The sequence below is a fragment of the Rhodoferax ferrireducens genome, assembly GCF_003347515.1.
Lineage (GTDB): Bacteria > Pseudomonadota > Gammaproteobacteria > Burkholderiales > Burkholderiaceae_C > Rhodoferax.
In genome coordinates this window covers 1-24,143 of the sequence record NZ_QEII01000234.1, presented here as the reverse complement: position 1 = coordinate 24,143, position 24,143 = coordinate 1, and the positions used below count along the sequence as shown (strand labels likewise).

The 24,143-nt window shown below is 60.9% G+C and carries 22 protein-coding genes; 9 read left to right on the top strand and 13 right to left on the bottom strand.

What is annotated here, in order from left to right:
* Window positions 1–76: 76 nt before the first annotated feature.
* Window positions 77–682 (top strand): hypothetical protein, encoded by a 606-nt coding sequence (locus C5P05_RS04875; RefSeq protein WP_114968737.1) that lies wholly within the window; start codon window positions 77–79, stop codon window positions 680–682.
* Between the two features lie 61 nt (window positions 683–743).
* On the opposite strand, the gene C5P05_RS04870 is transcribed toward C5P05_RS04875, so the two are convergent.
* Window positions 744–1,424 carry a DNA alkylation repair protein gene (locus tag C5P05_RS04870; protein ID WP_114968736.1) on the bottom strand — a complete coding sequence of 227 codons (681 nt, stop codon included), beginning with the start codon at window positions 1,422–1,424 and terminating at the stop codon, window positions 744–746.
* Between the two features lie 70 nt (window positions 1,425–1,494).
* Here C5P05_RS04870 and C5P05_RS04865 point away from each other — a divergent pair, with 70 nt between their 5' ends.
* From C5P05_RS04865 to C5P05_RS04855, 3 genes are all read left to right on the top strand, one after another.
* Complete coding sequence (locus tag C5P05_RS04865; RefSeq protein WP_157979223.1) at window positions 1,495–1,989, top strand: hypothetical protein; 495 nt, start codon at window positions 1,495–1,497, stop codon at window positions 1,987–1,989.
* A 231-nt stretch (window positions 1,990–2,220) separates the two neighbouring features.
* Window positions 2,221–3,603, top strand: a complete 1,383-nt coding sequence (locus C5P05_RS04860; protein WP_114968734.1) for an NAD-dependent succinate-semialdehyde dehydrogenase — start codon at window positions 2,221–2,223, stop codon at window positions 3,601–3,603.
* 46 nt (window positions 3,604–3,649) lie between these two features.
* Entirely contained in the window at window positions 3,650–4,684 is a 1,035-nt protein-coding gene (locus C5P05_RS04855; protein ID WP_114968733.1) for a zinc-dependent alcohol dehydrogenase, read from the top strand.
* A gap of 64 nt (window positions 4,685–4,748) precedes the next feature.
* On the opposite strand, the gene C5P05_RS04850 is transcribed toward C5P05_RS04855, so the two are convergent.
* Both C5P05_RS04850 and C5P05_RS04845 read right to left on the bottom strand, forming a co-directional pair.
* Window positions 4,749–5,027, bottom strand: a complete 279-nt coding sequence (locus tag C5P05_RS04850) for a DUF4389 domain-containing protein (protein ID WP_114968732.1) — start codon at window positions 5,025–5,027, stop codon at window positions 4,749–4,751.
* Between the two features lie 11 nt (window positions 5,028–5,038).
* Complete coding sequence (locus C5P05_RS04845) at window positions 5,039–6,040, bottom strand: LLM class flavin-dependent oxidoreductase (protein ID WP_114968831.1); 1,002 nt, start codon at window positions 6,038–6,040, stop codon at window positions 5,039–5,041.
* A 131-nt stretch (window positions 6,041–6,171) separates the two neighbouring features.
* Between C5P05_RS04845 and C5P05_RS04840 the strand changes: the two genes are divergently transcribed.
* Window positions 6,172–8,595, top strand: a complete 2,424-nt coding sequence (locus tag C5P05_RS04840) for a Lon protease family protein (RefSeq protein ID WP_114968731.1) — start codon at window positions 6,172–6,174, stop codon at window positions 8,593–8,595.
* 11 nt (window positions 8,596–8,606) lie between these two features.
* On the opposite strand, the gene C5P05_RS04835 is transcribed toward C5P05_RS04840, so the two are convergent.
* A complete protein-coding gene (locus tag C5P05_RS04835; RefSeq protein WP_114968730.1) occupies window positions 8,607–9,500 on the bottom strand; it encodes a dienelactone hydrolase family protein in 894 nt (297 codons plus the stop codon).
* 100 nt (window positions 9,501–9,600) lie between these two features.
* On the opposite strand from C5P05_RS04835, the gene C5P05_RS04830 reads away from it, so the two are divergent.
* Window positions 9,601–10,773, top strand: coding sequence for an FAD-dependent monooxygenase (locus C5P05_RS04830; RefSeq protein ID WP_114968729.1), 1,173 nt, complete (start codon window positions 9,601–9,603; stop codon window positions 10,771–10,773).
* A 68-nt stretch (window positions 10,774–10,841) separates the two neighbouring features.
* Here C5P05_RS04830 and kynA read toward each other — a convergent pair whose 3' ends face one another.
* From kynA to C5P05_RS04795, 7 genes are all read right to left on the bottom strand, one after another.
* On the bottom strand, window positions 10,842–11,693 hold the full coding sequence (kynA, locus tag C5P05_RS04825; protein ID WP_198674626.1) for a tryptophan 2,3-dioxygenase: 852 nt from the start codon (window positions 11,691–11,693) through the stop codon (window positions 10,842–10,844).
* A 20-nt stretch (window positions 11,694–11,713) separates the two neighbouring features.
* Entirely contained in the window at window positions 11,714–13,009 is a 1,296-nt protein-coding gene (gene kynU, locus C5P05_RS04820; RefSeq protein WP_114968727.1) for a kynureninase, read from the bottom strand.
* 7 nt (window positions 13,010–13,016) lie between these two features.
* Window positions 13,017–13,637: an arylformamidase gene (kynB, locus tag C5P05_RS04815; RefSeq protein WP_114968726.1), complete on the bottom strand. Its 621-nt coding sequence runs from the start codon at window positions 13,635–13,637 to the stop codon at window positions 13,017–13,019.
* A gap of 67 nt (window positions 13,638–13,704) precedes the next feature.
* Complete coding sequence (locus C5P05_RS04810; protein WP_114968725.1) at window positions 13,705–14,550, bottom strand: AraC family transcriptional regulator; 846 nt, start codon at window positions 14,548–14,550, stop codon at window positions 13,705–13,707.
* A 25-nt stretch (window positions 14,551–14,575) separates the two neighbouring features.
* Complete coding sequence (locus C5P05_RS04805; RefSeq protein WP_114968724.1) at window positions 14,576–15,178, bottom strand: LysE family translocator; 603 nt, start codon at window positions 15,176–15,178, stop codon at window positions 14,576–14,578.
* A gap of 92 nt (window positions 15,179–15,270) precedes the next feature.
* On the bottom strand, window positions 15,271–16,215 hold the full coding sequence (argF, locus tag C5P05_RS04800; RefSeq protein WP_114968723.1) for an ornithine carbamoyltransferase: 945 nt from the start codon (window positions 16,213–16,215) through the stop codon (window positions 15,271–15,273).
* On the bottom strand, window positions 16,212–17,429 hold the full coding sequence (locus C5P05_RS04795; RefSeq protein ID WP_114968722.1) for an aspartate aminotransferase family protein: 1,218 nt from the start codon (window positions 17,427–17,429) through the stop codon (window positions 16,212–16,214). The genes argF and C5P05_RS04795 overlap by 4 nt, the downstream gene beginning before the upstream one ends.
* A 225-nt stretch (window positions 17,430–17,654) precedes the next feature.
* Here C5P05_RS04795 and C5P05_RS04790 point away from each other — a divergent pair, with 225 nt between their 5' ends.
* Window positions 17,655–17,966, top strand: coding sequence for a DUF3579 domain-containing protein (locus C5P05_RS04790; protein ID WP_114968721.1), 312 nt, complete (start codon window positions 17,655–17,657; stop codon window positions 17,964–17,966).
* 129 nt (window positions 17,967–18,095) lie between these two features.
* On the opposite strand, the gene rpsT is transcribed toward C5P05_RS04790, so the two are convergent.
* Together rpsT and C5P05_RS04780 are read right to left on the bottom strand one after the other, a co-directional pair.
* Window positions 18,096–18,398 carry a 30S ribosomal protein S20 gene (rpsT, locus tag C5P05_RS04785; RefSeq protein ID WP_114968720.1) on the bottom strand — a complete coding sequence of 101 codons (303 nt, stop codon included), beginning with the start codon at window positions 18,396–18,398 and terminating at the stop codon, window positions 18,096–18,098.
* Window positions 18,346–21,327 (bottom strand): PAS-domain containing protein, encoded by a 2,982-nt coding sequence (locus tag C5P05_RS04780; RefSeq protein WP_198674625.1) that lies wholly within the window; start codon window positions 21,325–21,327, stop codon window positions 18,346–18,348. Before C5P05_RS04780 ends, rpsT begins: the two co-directional genes overlap by 53 nt.
* A gap of 91 nt (window positions 21,328–21,418) precedes the next feature.
* Here C5P05_RS04780 and murJ point away from each other — a divergent pair, with 91 nt between their 5' ends.
* Window positions 21,419–22,984, top strand: a complete 1,566-nt coding sequence (gene murJ, locus C5P05_RS04775) for a murein biosynthesis integral membrane protein MurJ (protein ID WP_114968830.1) — start codon at window positions 21,419–21,421, stop codon at window positions 22,982–22,984.
* Window positions 22,985–23,022: 38 nt separating this feature from the next.
* Window positions 23,023–23,874: a SirB1 family protein gene (locus tag C5P05_RS04770; RefSeq protein ID WP_114968718.1), complete on the top strand. Its 852-nt coding sequence runs from the start codon at window positions 23,023–23,025 to the stop codon at window positions 23,872–23,874.
* Window positions 23,875–24,143 lie beyond the last annotated feature (269 nt).

Genomic DNA, 24,143 nt, shown 5'->3' with positions numbered 1-24,143 from the left:
TAGCAAGGCGCGCCCGCAATTGCCAGTCCCGCGACACTACACTCACGTACCTTGCTCAATCGTTCCCGCACGCCCCATGGAAATATTTATTCTGCTGATGCTGACCGCCGCTGGCGCGTACACGCTCAAGTCAAGAGATCAGAACAGACGCATTGCCTTGCTGGGGAGCCACCTCGGCAAACACCAGATTGAAAAGCTGATGGAAAGCCTGACGGAGGGCTATCTGCGAACGCTGGGTGAGCCTGACCCAGATCGCCGGGCACAAATCTGGAGCCTGTTGAGCACCGCCGAGATGGAGCTGTGTGAGCAGTTCAACCGTTTCGTTGCCGAGTTTTCCGGGGTTGATGAGGCAGACGCACGCGTGAGCAAACTCCCATTGTCTGTACCGTATGCCGACAAGCTATTTTCAAACGCCACATTTGACCTGCGCAAGGCGCTGAGTATTCATGCGCAAGGGATCACGAACGCCGCAAAAAACAGCCTCAATCAGACCGACAAAGCCAAGGCATTCACCCTGTCAGCCGAACTGTTCCTGATGCAGCACACCTGCCATTGGTTTTGCAGGTCCAAAACCGTGGCTTCGGCACGGATGCTGGCACGGCACAAGACATCCTATGCGCAGCTGCTTGAGTCTGTGGCGCCTGATACACGTCGTGCTTATCGTGCCTTGATTGGCGACTGAGCAACGGTATCAGTTCGGAGCGTCCGTAGCAATTTAGCGATACATTCGCCCGCGTGCGGCGTTACTCCCGCAACCGTTTTTGTACCGCGTCGCTTGTGAGTTCGCGCAATGCATCGGCTGCAATCCAGCGGGCAGAACGGGTATCTTGTTGTTGAATACGCCGTGCTGCCGCGATGGCCGCGGCGTTGAGTACCAGGTTGCGCTTGCCAATGTTGCGCAGTGCCCAGTTCACCGCTTTTTTCACGAAGTTGCGCTCGTCTGCTGCCGTGCCCTCGATCAGGGGCAGTGCCGCTACAAAGCGCTCGTCAGTGGCTGCCTTGTCGTGTACGGCCAGAGTGGCTAGTAAGGCGAATGCCGCGCGACGGACAAATTCGCCTTTCTGTGCAGCCCACACCGTCACCTTGCCCCATGCCAACGGAGACGCCAGAAAGGCACTGCCGCAGACCTGATCGCAAACATCCCAGGAGGTGAAGCTTTTGGCCCAGGCGTCCATCTGCCGCGAGGTCAACTTGGCGGGATCGGCCACCATGCCGGCCACGATCCGGGCATCGGGTATGCCGGTGTCCCACAGCGCAATGGCCAGGGCGTGATCATGGCCCAGAGTCCTGGCGGCACGGCGCATGGCTGGCATTGACAAGCCGAGGCGGTGGTCGATGTCGATGCCAAATCGTGCCATGCCCGTCAGCTCGGCGGGACGGGCGTCCTGTTGCAGCAGGGCAAGGGCATGTTTGATGTCGTGCATGGTGGCGTCAGATGAACAACGGATAATCGCCGTGCGGCATGATTTCAAGACACAGATGATGAACCCAGGCATGAAATACATCAAGACAGAGAAGGGCAGGGCAGAGATTGCCGGGCGCAGCGGTTCATTGAGTGCCCTGCAACGGCGTGTATTGATCGTGGTGGACGGTAAGAAAACGGTCAACGATCTGGGCGCTTTTGTGCGAGTTGGAGAATTGGACAGTGTGCTGGATCACCTGCTGCGGGCAGGATTGATCGCCTTCACCGACGACATCACGCTCTTGCAGCAACCCGCCGCACCGGGTTTTGCTGCTGCCGAAGCCACCGACCTTCCCCGACCTGCCACCAGCCCGCAAGAGTTTGAGAAAGTGCGCCAGCAAGCGTCGGATTTTGTCCTCGACAAACTGGGTGCCTCGGGCGCCCCTATTTGCGACGCCATCAATCGGTGTGACAGCCCGGCCGAACTGCGTAAATTGTTACGCGGCGTAGAGATTTTTATCGGTCAACGAATGAGCGCTGAGACCACACAGGCGTTTGCGCGCCATTTTGGCTCCTTGCTGCTTTAACCATCCAAAGACAGCCCGGGCGCTAGCGACCGGGGTCATGCCGGGGTTGTACGCCAGGATGTGTCAGCGCCGTCCATGCCCAACAGCCAGTTACTCTTTTCTTAGCCGAATTTCAGCCTGTCTGTGCGACGATGCACAGACGGGCGCTACGTGTGCGCGCATCGTACGGCTTTGGTGCTCACCGCATCAAGCCCACCTCGCCCCCCAACGTAACCCGGAGAGTTGAAAACCATGACCTACCAAAGCGTCAACCCCAACGACGGCAAAGTTATGAAAAGCTTTGAACACCTGAGCAATCCACAGCTCGAACAATCGCTCGCTACCGCCGAGGCCTGCTTCCAGACCTGGAAGCAGACCAGCTACGCTGATCGGGCCGCGATTCTGAACAAGGCTGCAGCGCTCATGCTGGCCCATGTCCACGATTTCGCCCGACTGGCAACACTGGAGATGGGCAAGCGCATCAATGAGGCCCGCGGTGAAGTCAAGTTCAGCGCAGCCATCCTCGCCTACTACGCCCAGCACGCGGAAACCTTTCTGGCACCGGTGAAACTGAATCCGAAGGTGGGGGAAGCGCACATGGAGAGCAGCCCCTTTGGCGTACTTTTTTGCGTGGAGCCCTGGAATTTTCCGTTCTACCAGCTGGCCCGCGTCGCCGGTCCGCAACTGATGGCGGGCAACGTGCTGGTGGTCAAGCACGCGGGCTGCGTGCCGCAGTGTGCCATCGCTTTTGAGAAGCTCCTGATCGACGCCGGTGCGCCGATCGGTGCCTACACCAACCTGCTGATCTCGCACGAACAATCGGATCGCGTCGTCGACGACCCGCGCGTCAAGGGTGTGGCCCTGACCGGCAGCGTCGCAGCCGGACGCAGCATTGCCGCACGCGCCGGGCAAAACCTGAAAAAATCATCAATGGAACTCGGTGGCAGCGACGCCTTCATCGTGCTCGACGATGCCGATCTCGACAAGACCATTCCCTGGGCCGTATGGGGACGCATGTACAACGCCGGCCAAACCTGCTGTGCTGCCAAGCGCTTCATCGTCCTCGAATCGATTGCCGACAAATTCCTTGAAAGGTTCACGCTGGCCCTGTCTGCCCTGAAGCCGGGTGACCCGATGGACGAGAAGACCACGCATGGCCCGCTCTCCACCGAGGCTGCTCTGGTGCAACTGATCGCGCAGGTGGACGTGGCGGTGACACACGGCGCCACGCTGTTGCTGGGCGGCAAGCGTATCGAGCGACCCGGCTCGTTCATGCAAACGACGATTCTCACTGACATCGAGCCCGACAATCCGGCGTTCAGGGATGAGTTTTTTGGCCCGGTCGTCAGTTTCTTCCGGGTCAAGGATGAGGACGCGGCCATCGCGCTCGCCAACGACTCCGACTTCGGCCTGGGCGGCTCGGTCTGGACGAAGGACCTTGAGCGTGGCAGAAAAGTAGCCAGCCGTGTTGACACCGGCATGATGTTCATCAACAACATCGACTGGACCGATGCCGAACTGCCGTTCGGCGGCATCAAGGACTCCGGCTACGGGCGCGAGCTCGGCAACATGGGCATTCAGGAGTTCGTCAACAAGAAACTGGTTCGCCTGGCCACGCTGGACGCACCGGCTTAAGCCTCGACGCCTTTTTCAGGCAGGTATTTAAACCAAGGAGCCAATCATGACAAGCAAAATGCAAGCGGCGATGGTCGAGCAATTCGGCCAGCCGCTGGTGATCAGGGAACTCGATATTCCCACCCCCGGGCCCGGCCAGATTCTGGTCAAGACCGAGGCCTGCGGCGTGTGCCACACCGACCTGCATGCCGCCAATGGCGACTGGCCGCTCAAGCCCACGCTGCCGTTCACACCGGGTCATGAGGGCATTGGCATCGTCACGGCTCTGGGCGCGGGAGTGACGGCGGTCAAGGAGGGCGACCGCGTCGGCGTGCCTTGGCTGTATTCCGCTTGCGGGCATTGCGAGTTTTGCCTTGCCGCGCGCGAGCCGGTCTGTGCGGAGGCGCAGTTCGGTGGCTACACGAAGAACGGCGGCTTTGCCGAGTACATCGTGGCTGACCCGAATTACGTGGCCCACATACCGGCCCACCTGGCGCCCCGCGATGCGGCGCCGCTGATCTGCGCCGGTGTCACCACGTACAAGGGCATTAAAGAAACGAAAGCCCGGCCGGGTGAATGGGTGGTCATCTCTGGTGTGGGGGGCTTGGGCCATCTGGCCGTTCAGTACGCCAAGGCCATGGGCCTGTTCGTCTGTGCGGTGGACATTGACGACGGCAAACTCGAACACGCGAAGCGCCTGGGTGCCGATGTCATGGTGAACGCAAAAAACGGTGACCCCGCTGCCGCAGTGAAAAAGGCCACGGGAGGCGGTGCCCATGGCGTGCTGATCACTGCGCCCTCGCTGAGCGCCTTCAAGCAGGGCGTGGGCATGACGCGCAAATGGGGTACCTGCGTGCTGGTGGGCCTGCCGCCTGGCGAATTCCCCACACCCTTGTTCGATGTGGTCGCCAACTGCATCACGATTCGCGGCTCTTTCGTCGGCAACCGCAGCGACATGGCCGAAGCGCTGGCGTTTGCGGCCGCAGGCAAGGTTAAAGCCGACATTGAGTTGCAGCCCTTGTCGGCCATCAACCAGGTGTTCGAGCGGCTGGCGCGGGGCGATGTGCCTTCCCGCGTGGTACTGGATCTCTCGGCTGCCTGAGTCGGGTAGCGCGGCCGTTGAACTGGCGAAGGTCCGTCCGGCGGCGGGTGATGGTTCGATTTAACTAGTCGATCGATGGCCAGTCGGCAAATGGGAAGGGCGGCTCATCGACAGCGAAACTGACGAAGTTGGCGACCTGACCCTGATAGCGCCCCAGGCTGCGACCAAACGCCATCAGGCGCGAATTGGGCCCGTCGCTGACCAGCGCCAGTACAAACTGGATGACGGCAACGCAAAGCAGCAGGGCGCTGACCAGTTGGTAGGTCACGGCCATCAGGATCATCAGCAGGCCCCGCATCCAGATGCTGCGCCCGGCCTTGGATTCGATGGATTCGTCATTCATGGGTTCTCCTTTTAAAAACTGCTGGCAGGTTTTGCGGAAAATATGCCAGAGGTGAGCTCGTAAGAACGCAGCCGATGCGTATGATCAAAAATCTGCGAGGTAATCATCAACTCATCGGCCCCGGTTTGCTCGATGAATGCGCTCAGGCTGGCGCGCACGGTAGCCGGTGCGCCAATGGCCGAGCAGGACAAAACACTGTCGAGCAAAGCGCGTTCCGCCGGGCCGACCCGGTTCGGGTAATCGGCCACGGGGGGCGGCAGGCGCGCCGGACGACCGCTGCGCAGGTTGACAAAAGCCTGCTGCATCGAGGTGGCCCGAAACGCCGCTTCTTCGTCGCTGTCGGCGGCGAACACATTAAAGCCCAGCATGACATACGGCTTGGCCAGTTGGGCCGAGGGCCGAAAACTGGCGCGGTACAGCGTGATCGCTTGCATCATCTGCTGCGGCGCAAAGTGGGAGGCAAAGGCATAGGGCAACCCCAGTGCGGCCGCCAACTGCGCGCCGAACAGGCTGGAGCCCAGAATCCAGATCGGCAGGTTCAAGCCCTGACCGGGGACCGCGTGCACCGGGTTTTTGGAGCCGCTGGAAAAATAATCCATCAACTCAACCACATCGCGCGGAAATTCGTCGGCGTCTGAGGCCAGGTTGCGGCGCAGTGCGTGCGCGGTGATCTGGTCCGAACCGGGCGCACGGCCCAGCCCGAGGTCGATGCGGCCGGGGTAAAGCGACTCCAGCGTGCCGAACTGCTCGGCAATGACCAGCGGCGAATGGTTGGGCAACATGATGCCGCCCGCACCCACCCGAATCTTTGTCGTGCCGCCCGCCACATGCCCGATAAGCACCGCGGTGGCGGCACTGGCAATGCCCGGCATGCCGTGGTGTTCGGCCAGCCAATAACGCTGGTAACCCCAGCGCTCCGCATGCTGGGCCAGGTCAAGCGTGTTGCGAAAAGACTGCGCCGCGTCGCCGCCTTGCACGATGGGGGAGAGGTCTAGGACTGAAAAAGGAATCATCTGGTACATATTAGGCCAATCAAGGGAAGGACAAGCTTGTGTCCAGTCAAAACCAATATTGCGAATAAGGCAAAACTGGTTAACACTGCCCCCAGTCATTCCAGTGTCACTTCCCTAGCGAACAAAGAACAATGCCCATTTCCAGCCTGACGCCCGAGCTTCTTCGCCTCACCATCGCGCCCGACTCGCTCGGGTTTTTTGATACATCCGAGTTGGTGCACCTCCCCCTGCCCTGGATCGGACAGGCGCGCGCCGAGGGCGCGGCGCGCTTCGGTCTTGGCATGGAGCAGCCCGACTACAACCTGTTTGTGCTGGGGGAGGTCGGCAGCGGCCGGTCTTCCCTGTTGCAACAGGTGATGCAGGCGGTGGCCGTCAACAAGGCGGTGCCGCCTGACTTGTGCTACCTGCACAACTTTGATACCCCGGAAAAACCGCGGGCGCTGCGCCTGCCACCCGGCCAGGGGCGCTTGCTGCGCCAGCTCATGGCGCAGATGAGCAAGACGCTGGAGCGGGAAATCCCCAAGCGGCTGGATGGCCCCGATTTCAAGGTCGAGAGTGAGCGCCTTGAAAAAACCTTCAAGGTCGAGGAAGCCAAGGCCTATGCCGAGCTCGATGCCTTTGCCGAGGTCCGCAGCTTCACCCTGTACCGCGAAAGCGGGCATTTGGTTTTCACGCTGTTGGGTGACAAAGGCAAGGCGCTGACCGAGAGCGAGGCACGCTCTTTGCCGAAGGATCGCCGGCTCCAGATCGACCAGGCCGAGGAGGAGTTGCGCACCGAGATCACCCGCTATCTGGATAAAACGAGGCCGATGGAGCGGGTCATGAATGAGGGCCTGGCCGTCTTGCGGCGCCAGGTCATCAAGCCGCTGCTAGAGCATGAACTGCAGGAGATTCGTGTTGGTTTGAGGAAGCAGATCAAGGACTCCGTCAAGCTCGGCACGTATCTGGACGAGGTCATGCACGACGTGCTGGACAACCTGGACGTGTTTCGGGTGTCCGAGGTGGATGAAGAACTGCGCCAGGAGGAATTGGCTGCGGTGTTGTCCTGCTACCGCGTGAACCTGCTGGTGGACAACGAGGGCCTGGCCGGCGCGCCGGTGATTGTCGAAGACAACCCCTCGTTCCACAGCCTGTTTGGCAGCATCGAGTACCAGCCGGAAGAAGACGCGCTGTTGACGGATTTTTCCCGCATCCGGGCCGGCAGTCTGCTCAAGGCCCATGGCGGCTTTTTGATGCTGCATTTGCGTGACCTGCTGACCGACGAAGTGGTGTGGGAAAAGCTGCGTCGCTTTTTCCGCAGCGGCCGCTTGCAGATTGAAGAACCCGGCGCCATGCTGGCGCCGATGGCGGCGGTATCGCTGGAACCTGAAGCCGTGGATGTGGACGTCAAGATCGTACTGATCGGCTCCACCGAGCAGTACTACGAGTTGCAGGAAGGCGACCCCGAGTTTGCCCGGCGTTTTCGCGTCAAGGTGGACTTTGCCGAGAGCTTTGCGGCTAATGCCCAAACCTATGGTGAGTCTGCAATTTTTGTGGCCCACACCTGCAAAAGACTGGGTTTGCCACATTTTTCCGCTGCCGCCGTGGCGCGCTTGCTGGAGGACTCACACCGCGAGGTGGACGACCAAGCACGCCAGAGCGCCATTTTTGCCCACACCGAGGCGGTGGTGATGGAAGGCGCGGCGTTGTGCCGGGCGCGCGCCGGCAGCCTGGTCGAAGCGCTCGACATCGAGGCGGCTTTGCAGGCGCGCAATTTACGCCACGACTACCCGGACCAGCGCCTGCAAGAATCCATCACCGACGGCGACCGCCTGATCACCTTGCATGGCGAGAAAGTCGGCCAGCTCAACGGGCTAAGCCAGATTGATCTGGGCGACTACCGCTTTGGCTTTCCGGTGCGGGTGACGGCGCGCACCCATGCCGGCGAGGAGGGTTTGCTCAACATCGAGCGCGAGGTGGAAATGTCCGGCCCCATCCACGACAAGGGCGTGCTGATACTGCATAGCTATCTGTCGGCGCTGTTCGCTCACATCGCGCCGCTGGCGCTGAATGCGTCCGTCGTGTTCGAGCAGGAATACCACGGGGTGGAGGGCGATTCAGCCTCTTGCGCCGAGTTGTATGTGCTGCTGTCGTCGCTGTCAGGCCTGCCGCTGCGGCAAGGCATTGCGGTGACCGGCGCGCTCAATCAGCATGGCGAGGTGTTGCCGGTGGGCGGTATCAACGAGAAGATCGAAGGCTACTTTCGCATCTGCGAAACAGCTGGCCTGGATGGCAGGCAGGGGGTGCTGATTCCGCAGCGCAACCGGCGCCACCTGATGCTGGAGCGCAAGGTGCTGGACGCGGTGAGTCAGGGTTTGTTCCACATTTACACCGCCGAGCATGTGGGCGAAGGTATGGCGCTGCTGACCGGCTGTGTGTCCGGAATGGGCGCGGTGGCGGCGGGCGGTTACCCCCATGACAGCGTGCTGGGCCGGGCCCAGAAAACCTTGCAGGCCTATCGCCGCGCCTGCCAGCAGGCCGATCACCCGAAGGCAAAACGCAAGAACTCCCGCTGACGATCAAGCGGTCAAGCGCCTTTGATGTTTTGCTTGAAGAATGCCAGCGTCCGCTCCCAGGCCAGTTTGGCGCTGGCGGCGTCATAGCGGGGCGTGGTGTCGTTGTTGAACCCGTGTTGGGTGCCGGGATAGTGGTGCGCCGTGTACTGGACACCGGCGGCCTTGAGTGCGGCTTCGTAGACAGGCCAGGACGCATTGATACGCTCATCGACTCCGGCAAAGTGGATAAGGAGGGGTGCCTTGACCTTGGCCGCATCTTCAGCGGCTGGATGGTTACCGTAAAAGGACACGGCGGCGTCGAGGTCGGGCAGACGCGTGGACAGCATATGCACCACGCCGCCGCCGTAGCAAAAACCAACGGTACCGAGGACGCCATTGCTGTCAGGGCGGTTTTTCAGGTAACCGGCTGCTGCCACGAAATCTTCACGGGTTTTGGCCTGGTCGAGCTTGGCAAAGAGGTCGCGTGCTTTGTCTTCATCGCCGGGGTAGCCTCCCAGCGGCGCCAACGCATCAGGGGCAAAGGCCATGAAGTTGTCCAGCGCCAGCCGCCGCACGATGTCCTCGATATGCGGGTTGAGTCCGCGGTTTTCATGAATCACCAGCACGCAAGGCAGCCGGCCGGCACCATTGGCCGGGCGGGCCAGATAGCCCTTGACGGTGCCATAGCCTGCCGGCGAGGGAAACGCCACGCGCTCGGTTTTGAGCCGCGCGTCGTCCGCAGGCACCTGCTGCGCCTGCGCAAAGTTCGGGCTGAGCGCGGTGAGCAGCATGCCGGCGCTCATGCCAGCCACGGCAAATTTTTGAGCCCCTTGCAGAAATCCGCGCCGGTCGATGATGCCGTGCACATAGGCATCAAACAGAATCAGCAGTTCCTGGTCAAAGTCTTGCGCTGTTTTTCGTTCCATAGGGGGAGCCTCCAAAAAACCCAGCATACCGACAGACCGGAGTGCCCACAAGGATTGCGGACAATACGGGTTCGATTGTGGGGTTAAGGGGAAAAACAGAATGAGCAGTGTTTTGATCAGCGGTGGTGGCATTGGCGGCATGGCGGCGGCGCTGGCCTGCGCCCGGGCGGGTTCACGGGTTGAATTGTTCGAGCGAGCGGCAGAGTTCAGCGAGGTGGGGGCAGGCATTCAGCTCGGTCCCAATGTGGTGGGCGTGCTCCATGGCTGGGGTCTGCAAGACGCCCTGGCGGGCGTTGCCGCATTTCCGGAGCGCTTGCAGGTGCGCTGTGCGACTTCGGGGGCGGAGCTGGGCGTCTCGCGTCTGGGGGCGGTCACCTTGGCGCGTTACGGATCGCCTTATGTGACGATTCACCGGGCCGATATGCATGCTTTGCTGTTGGCGGCGGTGCAGCAGCAAAGCAATGTGCAGATCAACGTGGCCAGCGCGGTCACACGTTTTGAGCAGCACGACGACGGGGTGACACTGCACACCGACGACGGACGCGAAACGCAGGGCGATGTCCTGGTGGGTGCGGACGGTCTGTGGAGCCGGGTGCGCCAGCAGTTGTTGCACGACGGCTCGCCCCACGCCACCGGCCATCTGGCCTACCGGGCGATGGTGGCGCAGCACGACTTGCCCGCGCGTTTGCGCTCCCAGCAAATCACCGCCTGGCTTGGCCCGAAATTGCATGTGGTTCAGTACCCGGTCCGCGGCGGCGAGTGGCTCAATGTCGTGGCGATCGTGCACGGCCGCACGCAAGGCGATCCGCAGAACTGGGACCACAGCGCCAACGCTGCGGAGTTGCGTCGCGCCATGGCGGCCACCTGCGCGCCCTTGCAGGATCTGATTCACGCCATTGAGCATTGGCGTTTGTGGGCCCTGAGCATCCGTCCCCCGATGCGCGGCGCCCATGAGCAGGCGCAGGGCCGGGTGGCGCTGCTGGGCGACGCGGCCCACCCGATGGTGCCGTATCTGGCGCAGGGTGCGGGCATGGCGATTGAAGACGCCCACTGCCTGGGGCAGGCCTTGGCGAGCCAAGAGCTGGAGGTGCCGGCTGCGCTGCAGCACTACGCGGCACGCCGCTGGCAGCGCAACGCGCGAGTGCAGGCCGGCGCGATTCGCAATGGCCGGGTATTTCACGCCACCGGACTGGTCCGCTGGGGCCGTGATGCCGCGATGAAGCTATTGGGCGAGCGGCTGCTGGACATGCCCTGGCTTTATCGCGGGGCGTGACATGCCCTCGTTTACTATCTAAATAATAGCCGCTTACGCACTATGGACGAGGGCTAGAAGCTTATTTCTTATAAATCCGTGCGCAGCGTCCAGATCTCGGGGAACAGCACCACATCGAGCATTTTGCGCAGGTAGCTGACGCCCCCGGTGCCGCCGGTGCCGCGTTTGAAGCCGATGACACGTTCCACCGTGGTGACGTGGCGAAAGCGCCAGAGGCGAAAGGCGTCTTCCAGATCGGTCAGCTCTTCGCCCAGTTGGTACAGGTCCCAATGCACTTTGGGATTGCGGTAGACGACGAGCCAGGCTTGCTCCACCTCGGCACTGGCCTGGTAAGGCTGGGTCCAGTCGCGCTCGGTATGGCTGGCGGGCACCGCCAGGCCACGGCGTGCCAGCAGGCGCAGCGATTCGTCGTACAGCGAGGGCGCCTCAAACGCGGCTTGGACCTGGGCCAGCAGGTCGGGTCGGTGAGCGTGGGGCTTGAGCATGGCAGCATTTTTGTTGCCCAAGGCGAACTCGATGCAGCGGTACTGGTGGCTCTGAAAACCGCTGGAACTGGCCAGGTAGGGCCGGATGGCGCTGTACTCCGGTGGTGTCATGGTGGCCAGCACGTCCCAGGCGTGCACCAGCTGCTCCATGATTTTGCTGACGCGGGCCAGCATCTTGAAGGCGGTGCCCAGTTCGTCGCTGGCGATGCAGCGGATGGCCGCGCCCAGTTCGTGCAGCATCAGCTTCATCCACAGCTCGCTGGTCTGGTGCTGAACGATGAACAGCATCTCGTTGTGGTCGGGTGAGCGGGGCACTTGCGCGCTGAGGATGGCGTCCAGGTGCAGGTAGTCGCCATAGCTCATGGACTGGCTGAAGTCGAGCTTGGCTTTTTCGTCCAGCACGATGTTTTCGGGGAGATTGGCAGCGGTGTTCATGTTCGATATTCGGGTTCGGTTCAGGTGACGGCGTGTTTTTGGTTGAACTCGGGGCGCTTCCATTCGCCACTCTCAAGTACCTGTTTCAAGTGCTCGACGGCGATCCAGACCTCTTCAAAACCGATGTACAGCGGCGTGAAGCCAAAGCGCAGGATGTCTTTGTGCTGTTGGCCGTCGCCAGCGCGGAAGTCGCCAATCACGCCGCGCGCAATCAGGGCCTGCACGATGGCAAAAGCGCCGGAGGATGAGCCGTCCTTGCCGTGTTCCCGGGTCAGGCAGACTTGGGAGCCGCGTTGGGCGTGTTCCACCGGCGTGGCCAGTCCCAGACCATGGCCGCCACAACGCTGCGCGACCAATTCAATGAACAGATCGGTGAGTGCCAGTGACTTGGTGCGCAGCGCCGCCATGCCACCCAGGGCCTCGGCGGCGACAAAAACGTCCAGCCCGCACTCCAGCGCCGCCATGCTCAGAATGGGCTGCGTGCCGCACAGGTAGCGGGTGATGCCGGCTGCGGGGCGGTAGTCAGGCGTGAACTCAAACGGCGCCGCGTGGCCCCACCAGCCGGCCAGCGGTTGCCAAAATCGGTCGGCGTGTTTCGGATTGACCCAGACAAAGGCCGGTGCGCCGGGGCCGCCGTTGAGGTATTTGTAACCGCAGCCCACGGCAAAGTCAGCTTGCGCGGCGTTCAGCGCCACTGGCACGGCACCGGCGCTGTGGGCCAGGTCCCAGACCGCGAGGATGCCGGCCTGGTGCGCCAGCGCCGTGAGCGCCGCCATGTCATGCATGGCGCCGGTGCGGTAGTTCACATGGGTCAGCATCAGCACGGCGACCTCGGCCGTCAGGCTGGCGGCGATCTGATTCGGCTCCACCAGTTGCAGCTGGTAGCCACGCTCCTTGCACAGCCCCTCGGCAATGTAGAGGTCGGTGGGAAAGTTGCTGCGCTCGCTGACGATGCGTTTGCGGCCCGGCGCGTCCTGCGCCGCCAGGGTGAGCGCCGCGCTCAGCACCTTGAACAGATTGATGGAGGTGCTGTCGGTGGCCACCACTTCGCCGGGCTCGGCGCCGATCAGCGTCGCAATCTTGTCGCCCAGGCGCTGCGGCAGGCTGAACCAGCCGGCGCTGTTCCAGGCGCGGATCAGGTCCTGCCCCCATTCCCGGGTCACGACATCGGCCACGCGCGCGGCAGCGGTTTTGGGCAGCACGCCGAGCGAGTTGCCGTCCAGATAGATCACGTCTTCGGGCAGGCTGAACTGCTCGCGCAGCGGGCGCAAGCGGTCTTGCGCGTCAAGTTGTTGGCAGTCAAACAGTGTTTTCATGGGGTTGTTACAGCTCTCTCAAAATGGCTCGAACAGGGGAGGCGTCAGCCTGCATCAGCTTCAGGGGCAGGGCGATGAGTTCGTAGTCGCCTTCCGGCACGTCATCGAGCACCAGGTTTTCCAGAACCCTCAAGCGGTGGCGCAGCAGTTGCTGGTGCGAGGGCAGGGCCTGGCTGGTGGACGGGTCCACGCTGGGGGTATCAATGCCGATAAGTACTACGTTTTTAGTAGCTAGTAGCGCAATAGTATCGGGGGCTAGCGCCTTAAATGATGCCCAATCCTGGCTGGCCACGCGGGCGGTACGGATAAGCACGCGCTCGGGCAGGTTTTCCAGCGCATGGGCGATATGATGAATTTGCACCAGCGGCCCGCAGTCCAGGCAGTGAATGACACGGCACGGTCCCAGGTAAGGGTGCAGGTCCAGCGCCCCGGCGGCTGCACCATCGGCCGCGTAATGCAGCGGGGCATCGGCGTGCGCGCCGGTGTGGGGCGACAGCGTGATGGCATTGACGTTCACCGGGCAGTCCGGGCCCAGGGCGAAATGCAGGCGTTGCGAATACGCCGTGTCGCCCGGAAAAACGGCGGCGTGTTCGTCAACCGGTGGAGAGATATCCCAGATCTTTTTCATAAGACCGAGACGGTAGCACCATCAAAAAATCCGTGGTGTCGGTAATTTCCAACAGCGTGGAAATTCTTTATTGACTTGCGTTTGCCTCAGGCCAGCAGCCCAGCGAGCGTTGGTAGACCCTTGGTGTCACAGCATGTCGTTTCATGAAATTCCGTTGGAAGTGACTTTGATCGGCAAACCCGAGCTCGTGTGCGACTTCCACGATGGCATTGCCCCGCTTCAACAACTGTTTGGCCCGGTTGATTCGCTGGTCCAGTTGAAAAGCATGCGGCGTCTGCCCATAGGCCTGCTTGAAGCTGCGGATCAGGTGGTACGGACTCAGCCCCGAAACATCTGCAATGGCCGCCAGCGTAACCTTGTCTGTCAGCTGGTCCATGATCAGTTCCCGTACCCTCGCCAACGGGCCTTCCGGCCGGCTCCTGGCCAGTCCGAAGTCACGCTGGTCGAAGCAGTTCTGCATCAGAAAACAGATCAGTTTTTCGTCGGCTTCCAGCGGATTCTCTTCCTGCTCAAGGGCGTCAAACAGATCATCAAACTGGTGGTAGAGCACCGCTGCGTCGCTGGCCGTCACGGCAAACGGGGTGTAGTCGCCGACGGCAAAGCCGGGGATGTCAGCCTGCAGGCGTCCGACCCAGCCCGCATCAATAAACAGCATGCGGTAGGACCATCGCAGCCCGGCGTCAGGGTTGCACGAGTGGGCATCGCCGGGGTTGAACATGACGGTCATGCCTTGATAAATGCTTTTCTGCCGGTGGCGGTTGCGATAGGTCGCGCTACCGGCATCAATCACGCCGAGTGAAAACTCGTCATGGGTGTGGGTGTGATAACAGGCAGAAGACCGGTCCGCCCGACGCATTTCCACATGCGCCAACACAGCGCTGCGCCGGAAATACAGTGAAGTAGCCTGAGGCATGTCTAGCGCTTCCATTCGTAAAACATCAGGTACCCAACAGCATGGAAACCACTGCAGCCGCCAGCAACGAGGCCATGACCCGGTTAAACAGCAGCTGATAAGTGGCGTTGGCCAGCCACTTTCCGATCAGTTTACCCAGAGCCGCCCAAGTGGCAATCGAGAAAAAGCAGACCACCCCGGACATGCCGCAAAAAACCAGCAGTAACACGGATGCATTCTGAGCGGCCGTGACAAACAGACTGACACCGGACATCGCAACCAGCCAGGCCTTGGGGTTCAGGCTCTGGGACAGCACGCCTTGCATCATTCCGGCAGACCGTGTTTGCGGGCATTGCAAATTAGTAGCCGGTTTGGCCGTTGCAATTCTGGCTGCGAGATAGAGCAGATATGCGCCACCCAGATACTTCAGCAGGCCGGTGATTTCGGGGTAGGCCAGCAAGACGTTCTGGAGACCGCTGCCCACGAGCCAGACAATCGCCAAATAACTGACGCTCGCGCCGGTTACATGCGGCAAGGCCCTGAAAAAACCGGCGTTGGCTCCGATGCTGGCCGCAATCAGATTGACAGGCCCGGGGGAGATCGCTCCGGCAAGGGAGAAAAGAAACATGGAAAACAGAATTGGCGACATGGGACTCCTGAGCTGGACTGCTTGTTCCAGCCCAGTGTCGGGCGTATGTCCGTTGGGGTATTGAACGAAATTGCGCTCTGCCCCGCACGCACTCAAAGTTTTCCCAGAAGCAGAAACTCCATCAACGCCTTTTGCGCGTGCAGCCGGTTCTCGGCTTCGTCCCAGACCACCGACTGGGCGCCGTCGATGACCTCGGCTTGCACCTCTTCACCACGGTGCGCCGGCAGGCAGTGCATGAACAGCGCGTCGGGTTTGGCCGCGCGCATCATTTCGGCATCCACGCACCAGTCGGCAAACGCCAGTTTGCGGGCCTCGTTCTCGGCCTCATAGCCCATGCTGGTCCAGACATCGGTCGTCACCAGATCAGCCCCGGCGCAAGCCTGCATCGGATCACTGAACACCTGGTAGCTCTCAGCCGAACGCAGGCCGGCGATGGACTGGTCCACCTCGTAGCCACCCGGCGTGCTGACATGCACCTTGAAGCCCAAAATCTCGCTGGCCTGCAGCCAGGTATTGGCCATGTTGTTGCCATCGCCAACCCAGGCCACGGTCTTGCCCGCAATCGAGCCCCGGTGTTCGATGTAGGTGAAGATGTCGGCCAAAATCTGGCAGGGATGGAATTCGTTGGTCAGGCCGTTGATCACCGGCACGCGCGAATGCGCCGCAAAACTCTCGATTTTGGTTTGCTCGTAGGTGCGGATCATCACCAGATCGACCATGCGGCTGATGACTTTGGCGCTGTCTTCAATCGGCTCGGCCCGCCCCAGCTGGCTGTCGCCGGTGGTCAGGTGCACCACGCTTCCGCCCAGCTGGTACATGCCGGCCTCGAAGCTCACCCGGGTGCGGGTCGAGGCTTTCTCGAAAATCATGGCCAGGGTTCGATCAAGCAATGAGTGGTGCTTTTCGTAGGCTTTGAACTTCTTCTTGATCAAGGCAGCCCGCTCAAACAGGTAGGCGTAGTCGCTGGCGTCAAGGTCGCTGAATTGCAGGTAATGCCGGACTCCCGCGCTTGCTACTGGTTGTGTTGGTTGATTCATGGTTGCTCCAAAACAAGCTGCTTGATCAGCGGACACAAAATGCTGACCACTTCGTCGGCCTCGGCCGTGGTCATGATCAGCGGCGGCACCAGGCGGATGACGGTGTCGGCGGTGACACTGATCAACAGGCCATTGGCCGCACATTGCCCGACCAGCGCCGAGCAGGGCTTGGCCAGTTCGATGCCCAGCATCAGGCCCTGGCCACGTATCTCCTTGACGGTTTTTGTCGCCAATTCGGCAGAGAGTGCTTTTGCCAGCGCCGCGGCGAGGTGGGCACCGACCGTTGCCGCGTTGGCCAACAGACCTTCTTCTTCCATGATCCGAATAGTCTCGACCCCGGCACGCATGGCCAGTGGGTTGCCGCCAAAGGTGGTGCCGTGGTTGCCGGGCTGGAAAATGTTGGCCGCCTTGGGGCCGGCCACAACCGCGCCAATCGGCACGCCCGAGCCCAGGCCCTTGGCCAGCGGCATCACATCGGCCTTGATGCCCGCCCATTGATGGGCAAACCATTTGCCGGTGCGGCCCATGCCGCATTGCACTTCGTCAATCATCAGCAACCAGTCGCGCTCGTCGCAGAGCTGGCGCACTTCTTTCAGGTAGTCCATGTGCATGGGGTTGACGCCGCCTTCACCCTGGATGGCCTCGAAAAATACCGCCACCACATTCGGATTGCCCTCGGTGGCCTGCTTCAGGCTGTCAATGTTGTTAAGCGGCACCCGGATGAATCCTTCCACCAGGGGCCCAAAGCCGGCCTGGATCTTGGGGTTGCCGGTGGCGCTCAGGGTGGCGATGGAGCGACCGTGAAAGGCCTTGTCATAGACCACAATCTCGGGTCGTTCGATACCCTTGTCATGGCCAAATTTGCGCGCCAGTTTTAATGCCGCTTCGTTGGCTTCCAGACCTGTGGAGCAGAAGAACACATTACTCATACCCGACAACTCGACCAGCTTTTTCGCCAGCACCTCCTGATTCGGCACATGGTAGTAGTTGGAGCTGTGGATGATTTTGGCAATCTGGTCCTGCAGGGCCGGCACCAGCTTGGGGTGGTTGTGTCCGAGGGTGTTGACGGCAATGCCACCGAGCGCGTCCAGATACGACTTGCCGTTAACGTCCCACACGCGGCAGCCCTGGCCATGCGACAGGGCGATCGGCACGCGACCATAGGTGTTCATCACATGGGGGGAAGACGCTTCAATGAAAGGGGCGGCGCTCATGGTGTTCAAACTCCAGTGTCTTAATCACAAAAACAAAGCGGCCCAACGCAGGTTGGGCCGTTGAAGCGTGATTCTAGGCGCATCACGCTGCCTGTCTTTTGACAATTTGACATCACTGCGATGCGCTGGCGCCTTCAGGTTTAAGTCTTCTATAAGACATAAGATAGGATAGAATCATGGTGCGCCGCACCATCCCGACGGCGCCTACTGATCAACATCTACCCGATGGTTTCCAACTCTGCCAAAGAAGTCTTTATCCTGGGTCTGACCCGCAGCGGACGCCCCTTTCGCCCTAGCGACTGGGCTGAGCGTCTGGCCGGTGTCATGAGCCAGTTTCGTCCCGGTGGACCGCAACCTGGCAGTCATCTGGGTTATTCGCCCTGGTGCATTCCCACCACGGTCAATGGCGTGCGGTGTGTGGTGGTCCATCACGATTTGCGCGACTACGATGTCATGGCCTGGGACTTCTGCCTGAACTTTGCCAAAGACAACGACTTGCAAATCTCCGAGGGTGCGCCCGCGCCAAAGGCGCTCTGAGATATCCGTCATTGCAATGACACAGACAACAAAAAAGCCGTCTTTCGACGGCTTTTTTGCTTTTACTGACAGCGCACCCGTTACAAACGGCGTTTACTCAATCTGAGTAAACGTGCGATTTGCCTGAAATCAGGCAGCGGTTGCGGCCAGGGCTTTCACCTTGGTCGACAGACGGCTCTTATCGCGAGCAGCCTTGTTTTTGTGGAAGATGCCCTTGTCGGCCACGGTGTCCACCACGGCTTGCATCTTGGCAAACAGCTCAGTCGCTTTGACTTTGTCGCCAGCGATCACTGCTTTTTCCACGTTCTTCACCGCAGTGCGGTATTTGGAACGCAGCGAAGTGTTCGCAGCGTTGATTTTGACGTCCTGACGGACGCGCTTACGGCCCGACGCCAGGCGTGGGTTCTTTTTCTTGGGTTTGGTAGATGCCATATGAATAATTCCTTGAGTCTGTGGATGTTGTCAGCAAAGCCTGCGATTCTAGCAGTTCGCGCGCTTGTGATAAGAGCCAGTCGCGAGCGGCGGCTTCTGGGAGCGCGCGGCTGAAGTAGTAGCCTTGAAAGGTATCACAACCCAGGTTGGCCAGATAGTTGCGCTGACCCCGTGTTTCGACGCCTTCCGCGATGACCGCGAAACCCAGGTTGTGGGCCAGTCCGATGGTGGCGGCGCTGATGGCGGCATCGTTGCTGTCGGTCTCCAGCTCTTGCACAAAGGCCCGGTCGAGCTTGATGTAGTCCAGCGGCAGGCGTTTGAGATAGGCCAGGGACGAATAGCCGGTGCCAAAGTCGTCCAGCGCCAGACGCACACCCAGCGCACGGATCAGCCCCAGGCGTTCGATGGACGCCTGCGGGTCTTGCATGGCCACGGATTCGGTGATCTCCAGCGTCAGCGCATGACCGGGCAGGCCGCTACCGTGCAAGGCGTCGGCAATGCACTGCGGCAGGGTCGGGTTGCGCAACTGGATGGCACTGAGATTGACCGCCATGGTCAGATCGATCAGACCAAGCTGGCGCCAGCGAGCCAACGTGCCACAGGCGGTGCGCAGCGCCCAGTCACCTATCTCGTTGATCAGGCCGAGTTCCTCCGCCAGCGGGATGAACTCCCCCGGAGGAACCAGTTCGCCGGACGGTTTTTGCCAGCGGATCAAGGCTTCCACGCCAGTGGCACGCTGGCTGGCCGCATCCAGCTGCGGCTGGTAGTGCAGCACAAATTGCCGCTGCCCAACCGCTTCACGCAGGGCATGTTCCATTTCAAGGCGCCTGGCCGCAGCCGTCATCATGGCTGTATCGAAGAAATGAAACACACCCTTGCCGGCACTTTTGGCGTGGTACATCGCAATGTCCGCGCTTTGCATGAGCGCGCCCCGATTGAGCCCGTCCTGCGGGTAGAAGCAAATGCCGATAGAGGCCGAGGCAGGCAGTGCATGAGGGCCAAGCGCGATGGGTTGACTCAGCGACTCAATGATCTTGGCGGCCACACCGGTGGCGTCCTGGGTATCGACGAGGTCGGCCAGCACCACCACGAATTCGTCGCCGCCGAGTCGGGCCACGATGTCGTTGTCACGCACGGTGGCGCTCAGGCGCCGGGCGACTTCGCACAAGAACTGGTCGCCGGTGCTGTGGCCCAGCGTGTCGTTGATGGCCTTGAAGTTGTCCATGTCTAGGAACATGACGGCCAGGCGCCGGTCGTGCCGGCGGGCGTCCGCGACCAGCTGATCCAGCCGGGCTTCGAGTGTGTAGCGGTTGGCCAGTCCGGTGAGCGGGTCTCGATGCGCCAGGCGTTCAATGGCTTCGGCCGCGCGGTGCTGTTCGGTTACGTCGGTGTAGATCGTGACAAAGCTGCCGTCAGCCAGCGGCAGACCGCGTACTTCGAGAATGCGGCCGTTCGGGCGTGTGCGTTTGAACAGGTGTGCCTGCCCGAGACGCGCGCGTGCCATCAATTGTTGAACCTGGGCCTCGGCGTCGCCGATGCCGTATTCACCGCGCTCGGCATTGAAGCGGAAGAAGCGTTCCAGCGTGGGTTTGCCCTCAAACAACTCAGGCGGAAAATCGAGCAAACGGGCGTATTCCTTGTTGTAGACCAGTAGTTGAAGGTCCGAGCCAAACAGCGTGACGCCACCGGGGATGTTGTCTACCAGCGTCTGAAACACCTCGCTTTGCTGACGAAGTTCACGCTCAACGCTTTTTTGCTCCGTGATGTCGGAATAGATGGTTACAAAGCCGCCGTGCGGCATGGGGGCACGGCGAGCGTCAATCACGATTCCGTTGGGGCGTATGCGTTCCAACCGGTGTGGCACCAGATTTGCAATCTTGGGCATCAAGTTCGCCACAAAACGATCAACGTCAACGTCTCCGAATTCCCCACGCCGGGCATTCCATCGAGTCAGTTCGGCGAAGTCCGGGTATTGATCCAGCACTTCCCGGGTAAAACCCAGCAGTCGGACGGCTTGCTCGTTCATCAGCACCAGCTTGTGGTCCTTGTCATAAACGCTGACGCCACTGGGCAGGTTGTCAATCAGCGTTTGCAGTAGTTCAGTCTTTTCCAGTAGCGCGGCCTCGCGCTGCTGGCTGTCGGTGATGTCGGTATAACTGGTGACGAAACCCACGGTATGCCCGTCCATCAGCATGGGGCGGCCTTCCACCAGGTGCGTGCGCCCATTGGGTCGGGTGCGTTCAAACCGGTGTGCCTGGAATTGAAGCGCCATCGCGCGCCGTTGCGCCACCTGTTCGAGCGGGTCGCCAGGCCCATATTCACCCCGCAGCGCCGGGTACATGATCAGGTCCTCAAACAGAACATCGGGGTAGGCGCTCTCGGGCGGGAGATTGAGCACATCGAGAAAGGTTGCGTTCCAGCACTTGAGGCGAAGTTGTTCGTCAAATACCGAGATGCCTTGCGGCAGGTGGTCCACCACACTGCTTAGATACAGCGCTTGCTCCCGGAGCTCGGTCTCGACGTGCTGGTGCTCGGTGATGTCGGTATAGATGCTGATGAAGCCCCCGTTGGGCAGGGGGGCGCCAATGATCTCAAATGCACGACCGTTGGGCCGGGTGCGTTGAAAACGGTGTGCCAGCCTTTGGTGTGCCAACGCCATGCGCTCCATCGTTTGCTGCTGCGGGTCTCCCGCACCGTACTCGCCGCGCATGGCGTTGAAAAGCGTCAAGTCTTCCAGTGATGGCAGATCGGCTTCGAACATGCCAACGGGGAAATCAAGCATGTCAACCAGCAAGCGGTTGATGGCCAGAAGCCTGAACTCCCTGTCAAAGACGGCGATGCCGACCGGCAGATGATTGAGCATGGCACGGTACATCGCCAACTCATCGCTTGCGACAAGTGCAGAGGAGAAGTGGCCACTCAGACTCATGTGTATTCTTTGGATTAGCGAAGAACAAATGAGACATTGTGCATCGTGGAGGCTTACAGGAAGGCCCGCGCCGACGGCTACACTCTGCGCGGTGTCACTGATCAAATCTGCCTCCATCGTTTCCCTTTTCACCCTGGTGTCGCGCATTACCGGCTTGGTGCGCGAACTCCTGATTGCCTCGACTTTTGGCGCCAGCGCCCTGACCGATGCGTTCAATGTGGCGTTTCGCATTCCCAATCTGTTTCGCCGCTTTTTTGGCGAAGGCGCCTTCAGCCAGGCTTTTGTGCCAGTGCTGGCGGCCACCAAGGCGCAGCAGGGTGAGGCGGTCACCAAGGTTTTGATCGATGACGCGGCCACGGTGCTGACCTGGGCTTTGCTGGGGATCAGCATCCTCGGTGTGGCGGCGTCGCCCGCCCTGGTCTGGGCGATGGCCAGCGGCTTGCAGCAGAATCCCCAGGGCTTTGAAGTGGCGGTCGTCATGACGCGCTGGATGTTTCCCTACATCGCCTTCATGTCGCTGGTGGCGCTGGCTGCCGGCGTGCTCAATACGTGGCGACGTTTTGCGGTGCCTGCGGCCACGCCGGTGCTTTTGAATGTCTGCATGATCGCCGCGGCCTGGCTGGGCGCCCCGTGGTTCAAGACCCTGGGCGTGGAGCCGATCTATGCGCTGGCGGGTGGCGTGCTGCTGGGTGGCGTGCTGCAGCTGGCCGTGCAAATGCTGGCCTTGAAGCAACTGGGACTCCATCCCCGTATCGCGCTGCGCTGGAGCGGGCTTCGCGCTGCCTGGGCCGACCCAGGCACCAAGAACATTCTCAAACTGATGGGCCCCGCCTTGTTGGGCGTGAGCGTGGCGCACATTTCGATGCTGATCAACACGCAGATCGCCTCGCATCTGGCGACCGGCAGCGTGAGCTGGATCACCTATGCCGACCGGCTGATGGAATTCCCCACCGCGCTGCTCGGTGTGGCCATGGGTGTGGTGCTGATGCCCCAGCTCGCGGGTGCGCGCGCGGCGGGCGACACGGCCAAATATTCCGCCATGCTGGACTGGGGTTTGCGGCTGGTCGTGTTGCTGGCCGTGCCGTGCGCCGTCGCCTTGATCGCCTTTGCCAAACCCCTTGTGGCGGTGCTGTACCACTACGGCGCGATGACCGAAGTTGACGTGCAGAAAATCAGTTATGCCCTGATGGGCTGGGGTGTCGGCTTGATCGGGATTGTCGCCATCAAGGTGCTGGCGCCGGGTTATTACGCCAACCAGGACACCAAGACACCGGTGTACATCGCCATTGCGGTGCTGATCATCACGCAGCTGCTCAATATTTGGCTGGTGCCCCTGTTTGCGCATGCCGCCCTGACGCTTTCCATCGGCATCGGCGCCATGATCAATGCCGTCTGGCTGCTCGTGGGCTTGCTGCGGCGCGGCAGTTACAAGCCCGAGCCCGGCTGGGGCGTCTTCGTGCTGCAGGTGGTGGCGGCCTGTGCTTTGCTGATGGTTTTCCTGATGTGGGCCAACGGGGCTTTCGCGTGGACCGAGATGCGCAGCGAGAGCATCAAGAGAATTGGGCTTCTAGCGCTCATCCTGACTGCCTCAGCAGCTATCTATTTTGGAGCACTCTGGGCTGCTGGCCTGAAACTTCGGCAGTTTCTGCGCCGCTGAGCCGAGCCAACTCAAATCTGTTCGGGTAGGATATTCGTATGAAACTGTCGCTGGCTGTGCCGACCCCGCTGGAGTACTTCACCTCCCTGGTGCAAAGTGATGCCGACTTCCCGCTGCTGGAGGCCGCTGTCAGTCTGGCGCAGGACGAATACCCAGAACTGGATGTTCAACAGGTGCTGGGCGAGGTTGATCAATTGCTGGCCCGGTTAAAGCACCGCCTGCCCGCCGATGCCGGCCCGCTGCAGAAGCTGCGCGCGGTGAACCAGTTTTTCTTCCGCGATCTGAGTTTTGCGGGCAACGTCAACCATTACTACGACCCCGACAACAGTTATGTGAATGTCATTCTGCGCACGCGCCGGGCCATTCCCATCACCCTGGCTGTTTTGTGGATGGAATTGGCGCAGGGCCTGGGGCTGGCGGCGCGGGGTGTCGGGTTTCCCGGTCACTTCATGCTGAAAGTGAATTTGCCCAATGGGCAGGTGGTGATCGATCCATTGAACGGGCAGTCGCTCAGTCGCGAGGCCCTGGCCGAACGCCTGGAACCCTTCCGGCACAGCAGTGGCTTGCTGGACGAGTTCGAAGTACCGCTGGGCTTGTATCTGCAAGTGGCTTCACCGCGCGACATCATTGCGCGCATGTTGCGCAATCTGAAAGAAATCCACAAAACCCAGGAAGACTGGCCGCGCCTGGTCGCGGTGCAGGACCGGCTGATTGTGTTGTTGCCGCAAGCTTGGGCCGAGTACCGCGACCGTGGCCTGGCGCAGGCCGAAGTGGGCCATTCCGGACGGGCGCTGGAAGATCTGGAAACCTATCTGGTCAACGCGCCCGCTGGCGTTGACACCGAGGCCATCGCCTTGCGAGTGGCTGAATTGCGACGCGCGAATAGCTGACAGCCCCTGGTTTACGGCCCATCCGCCCACGCTGGCGTAACGGGCGTTCTCTTGCTAAATTTATAAGAGAAATAAGGCTCTAGCCCCCGTGTAATAAGCGTAAATAGCTATGTATTTGATAGTGAATCAGGGCTGGATGGCGGTAAGCGTCTGCTGAAGGCATATTGAATCGATGACCAATCGAAACGATAGTGTGCATCATGAAGATCGTGCACACCAGTTCGAACGAGGTCGATAGCCCTCGCCCCACAAGACGTTATTACAGCCCG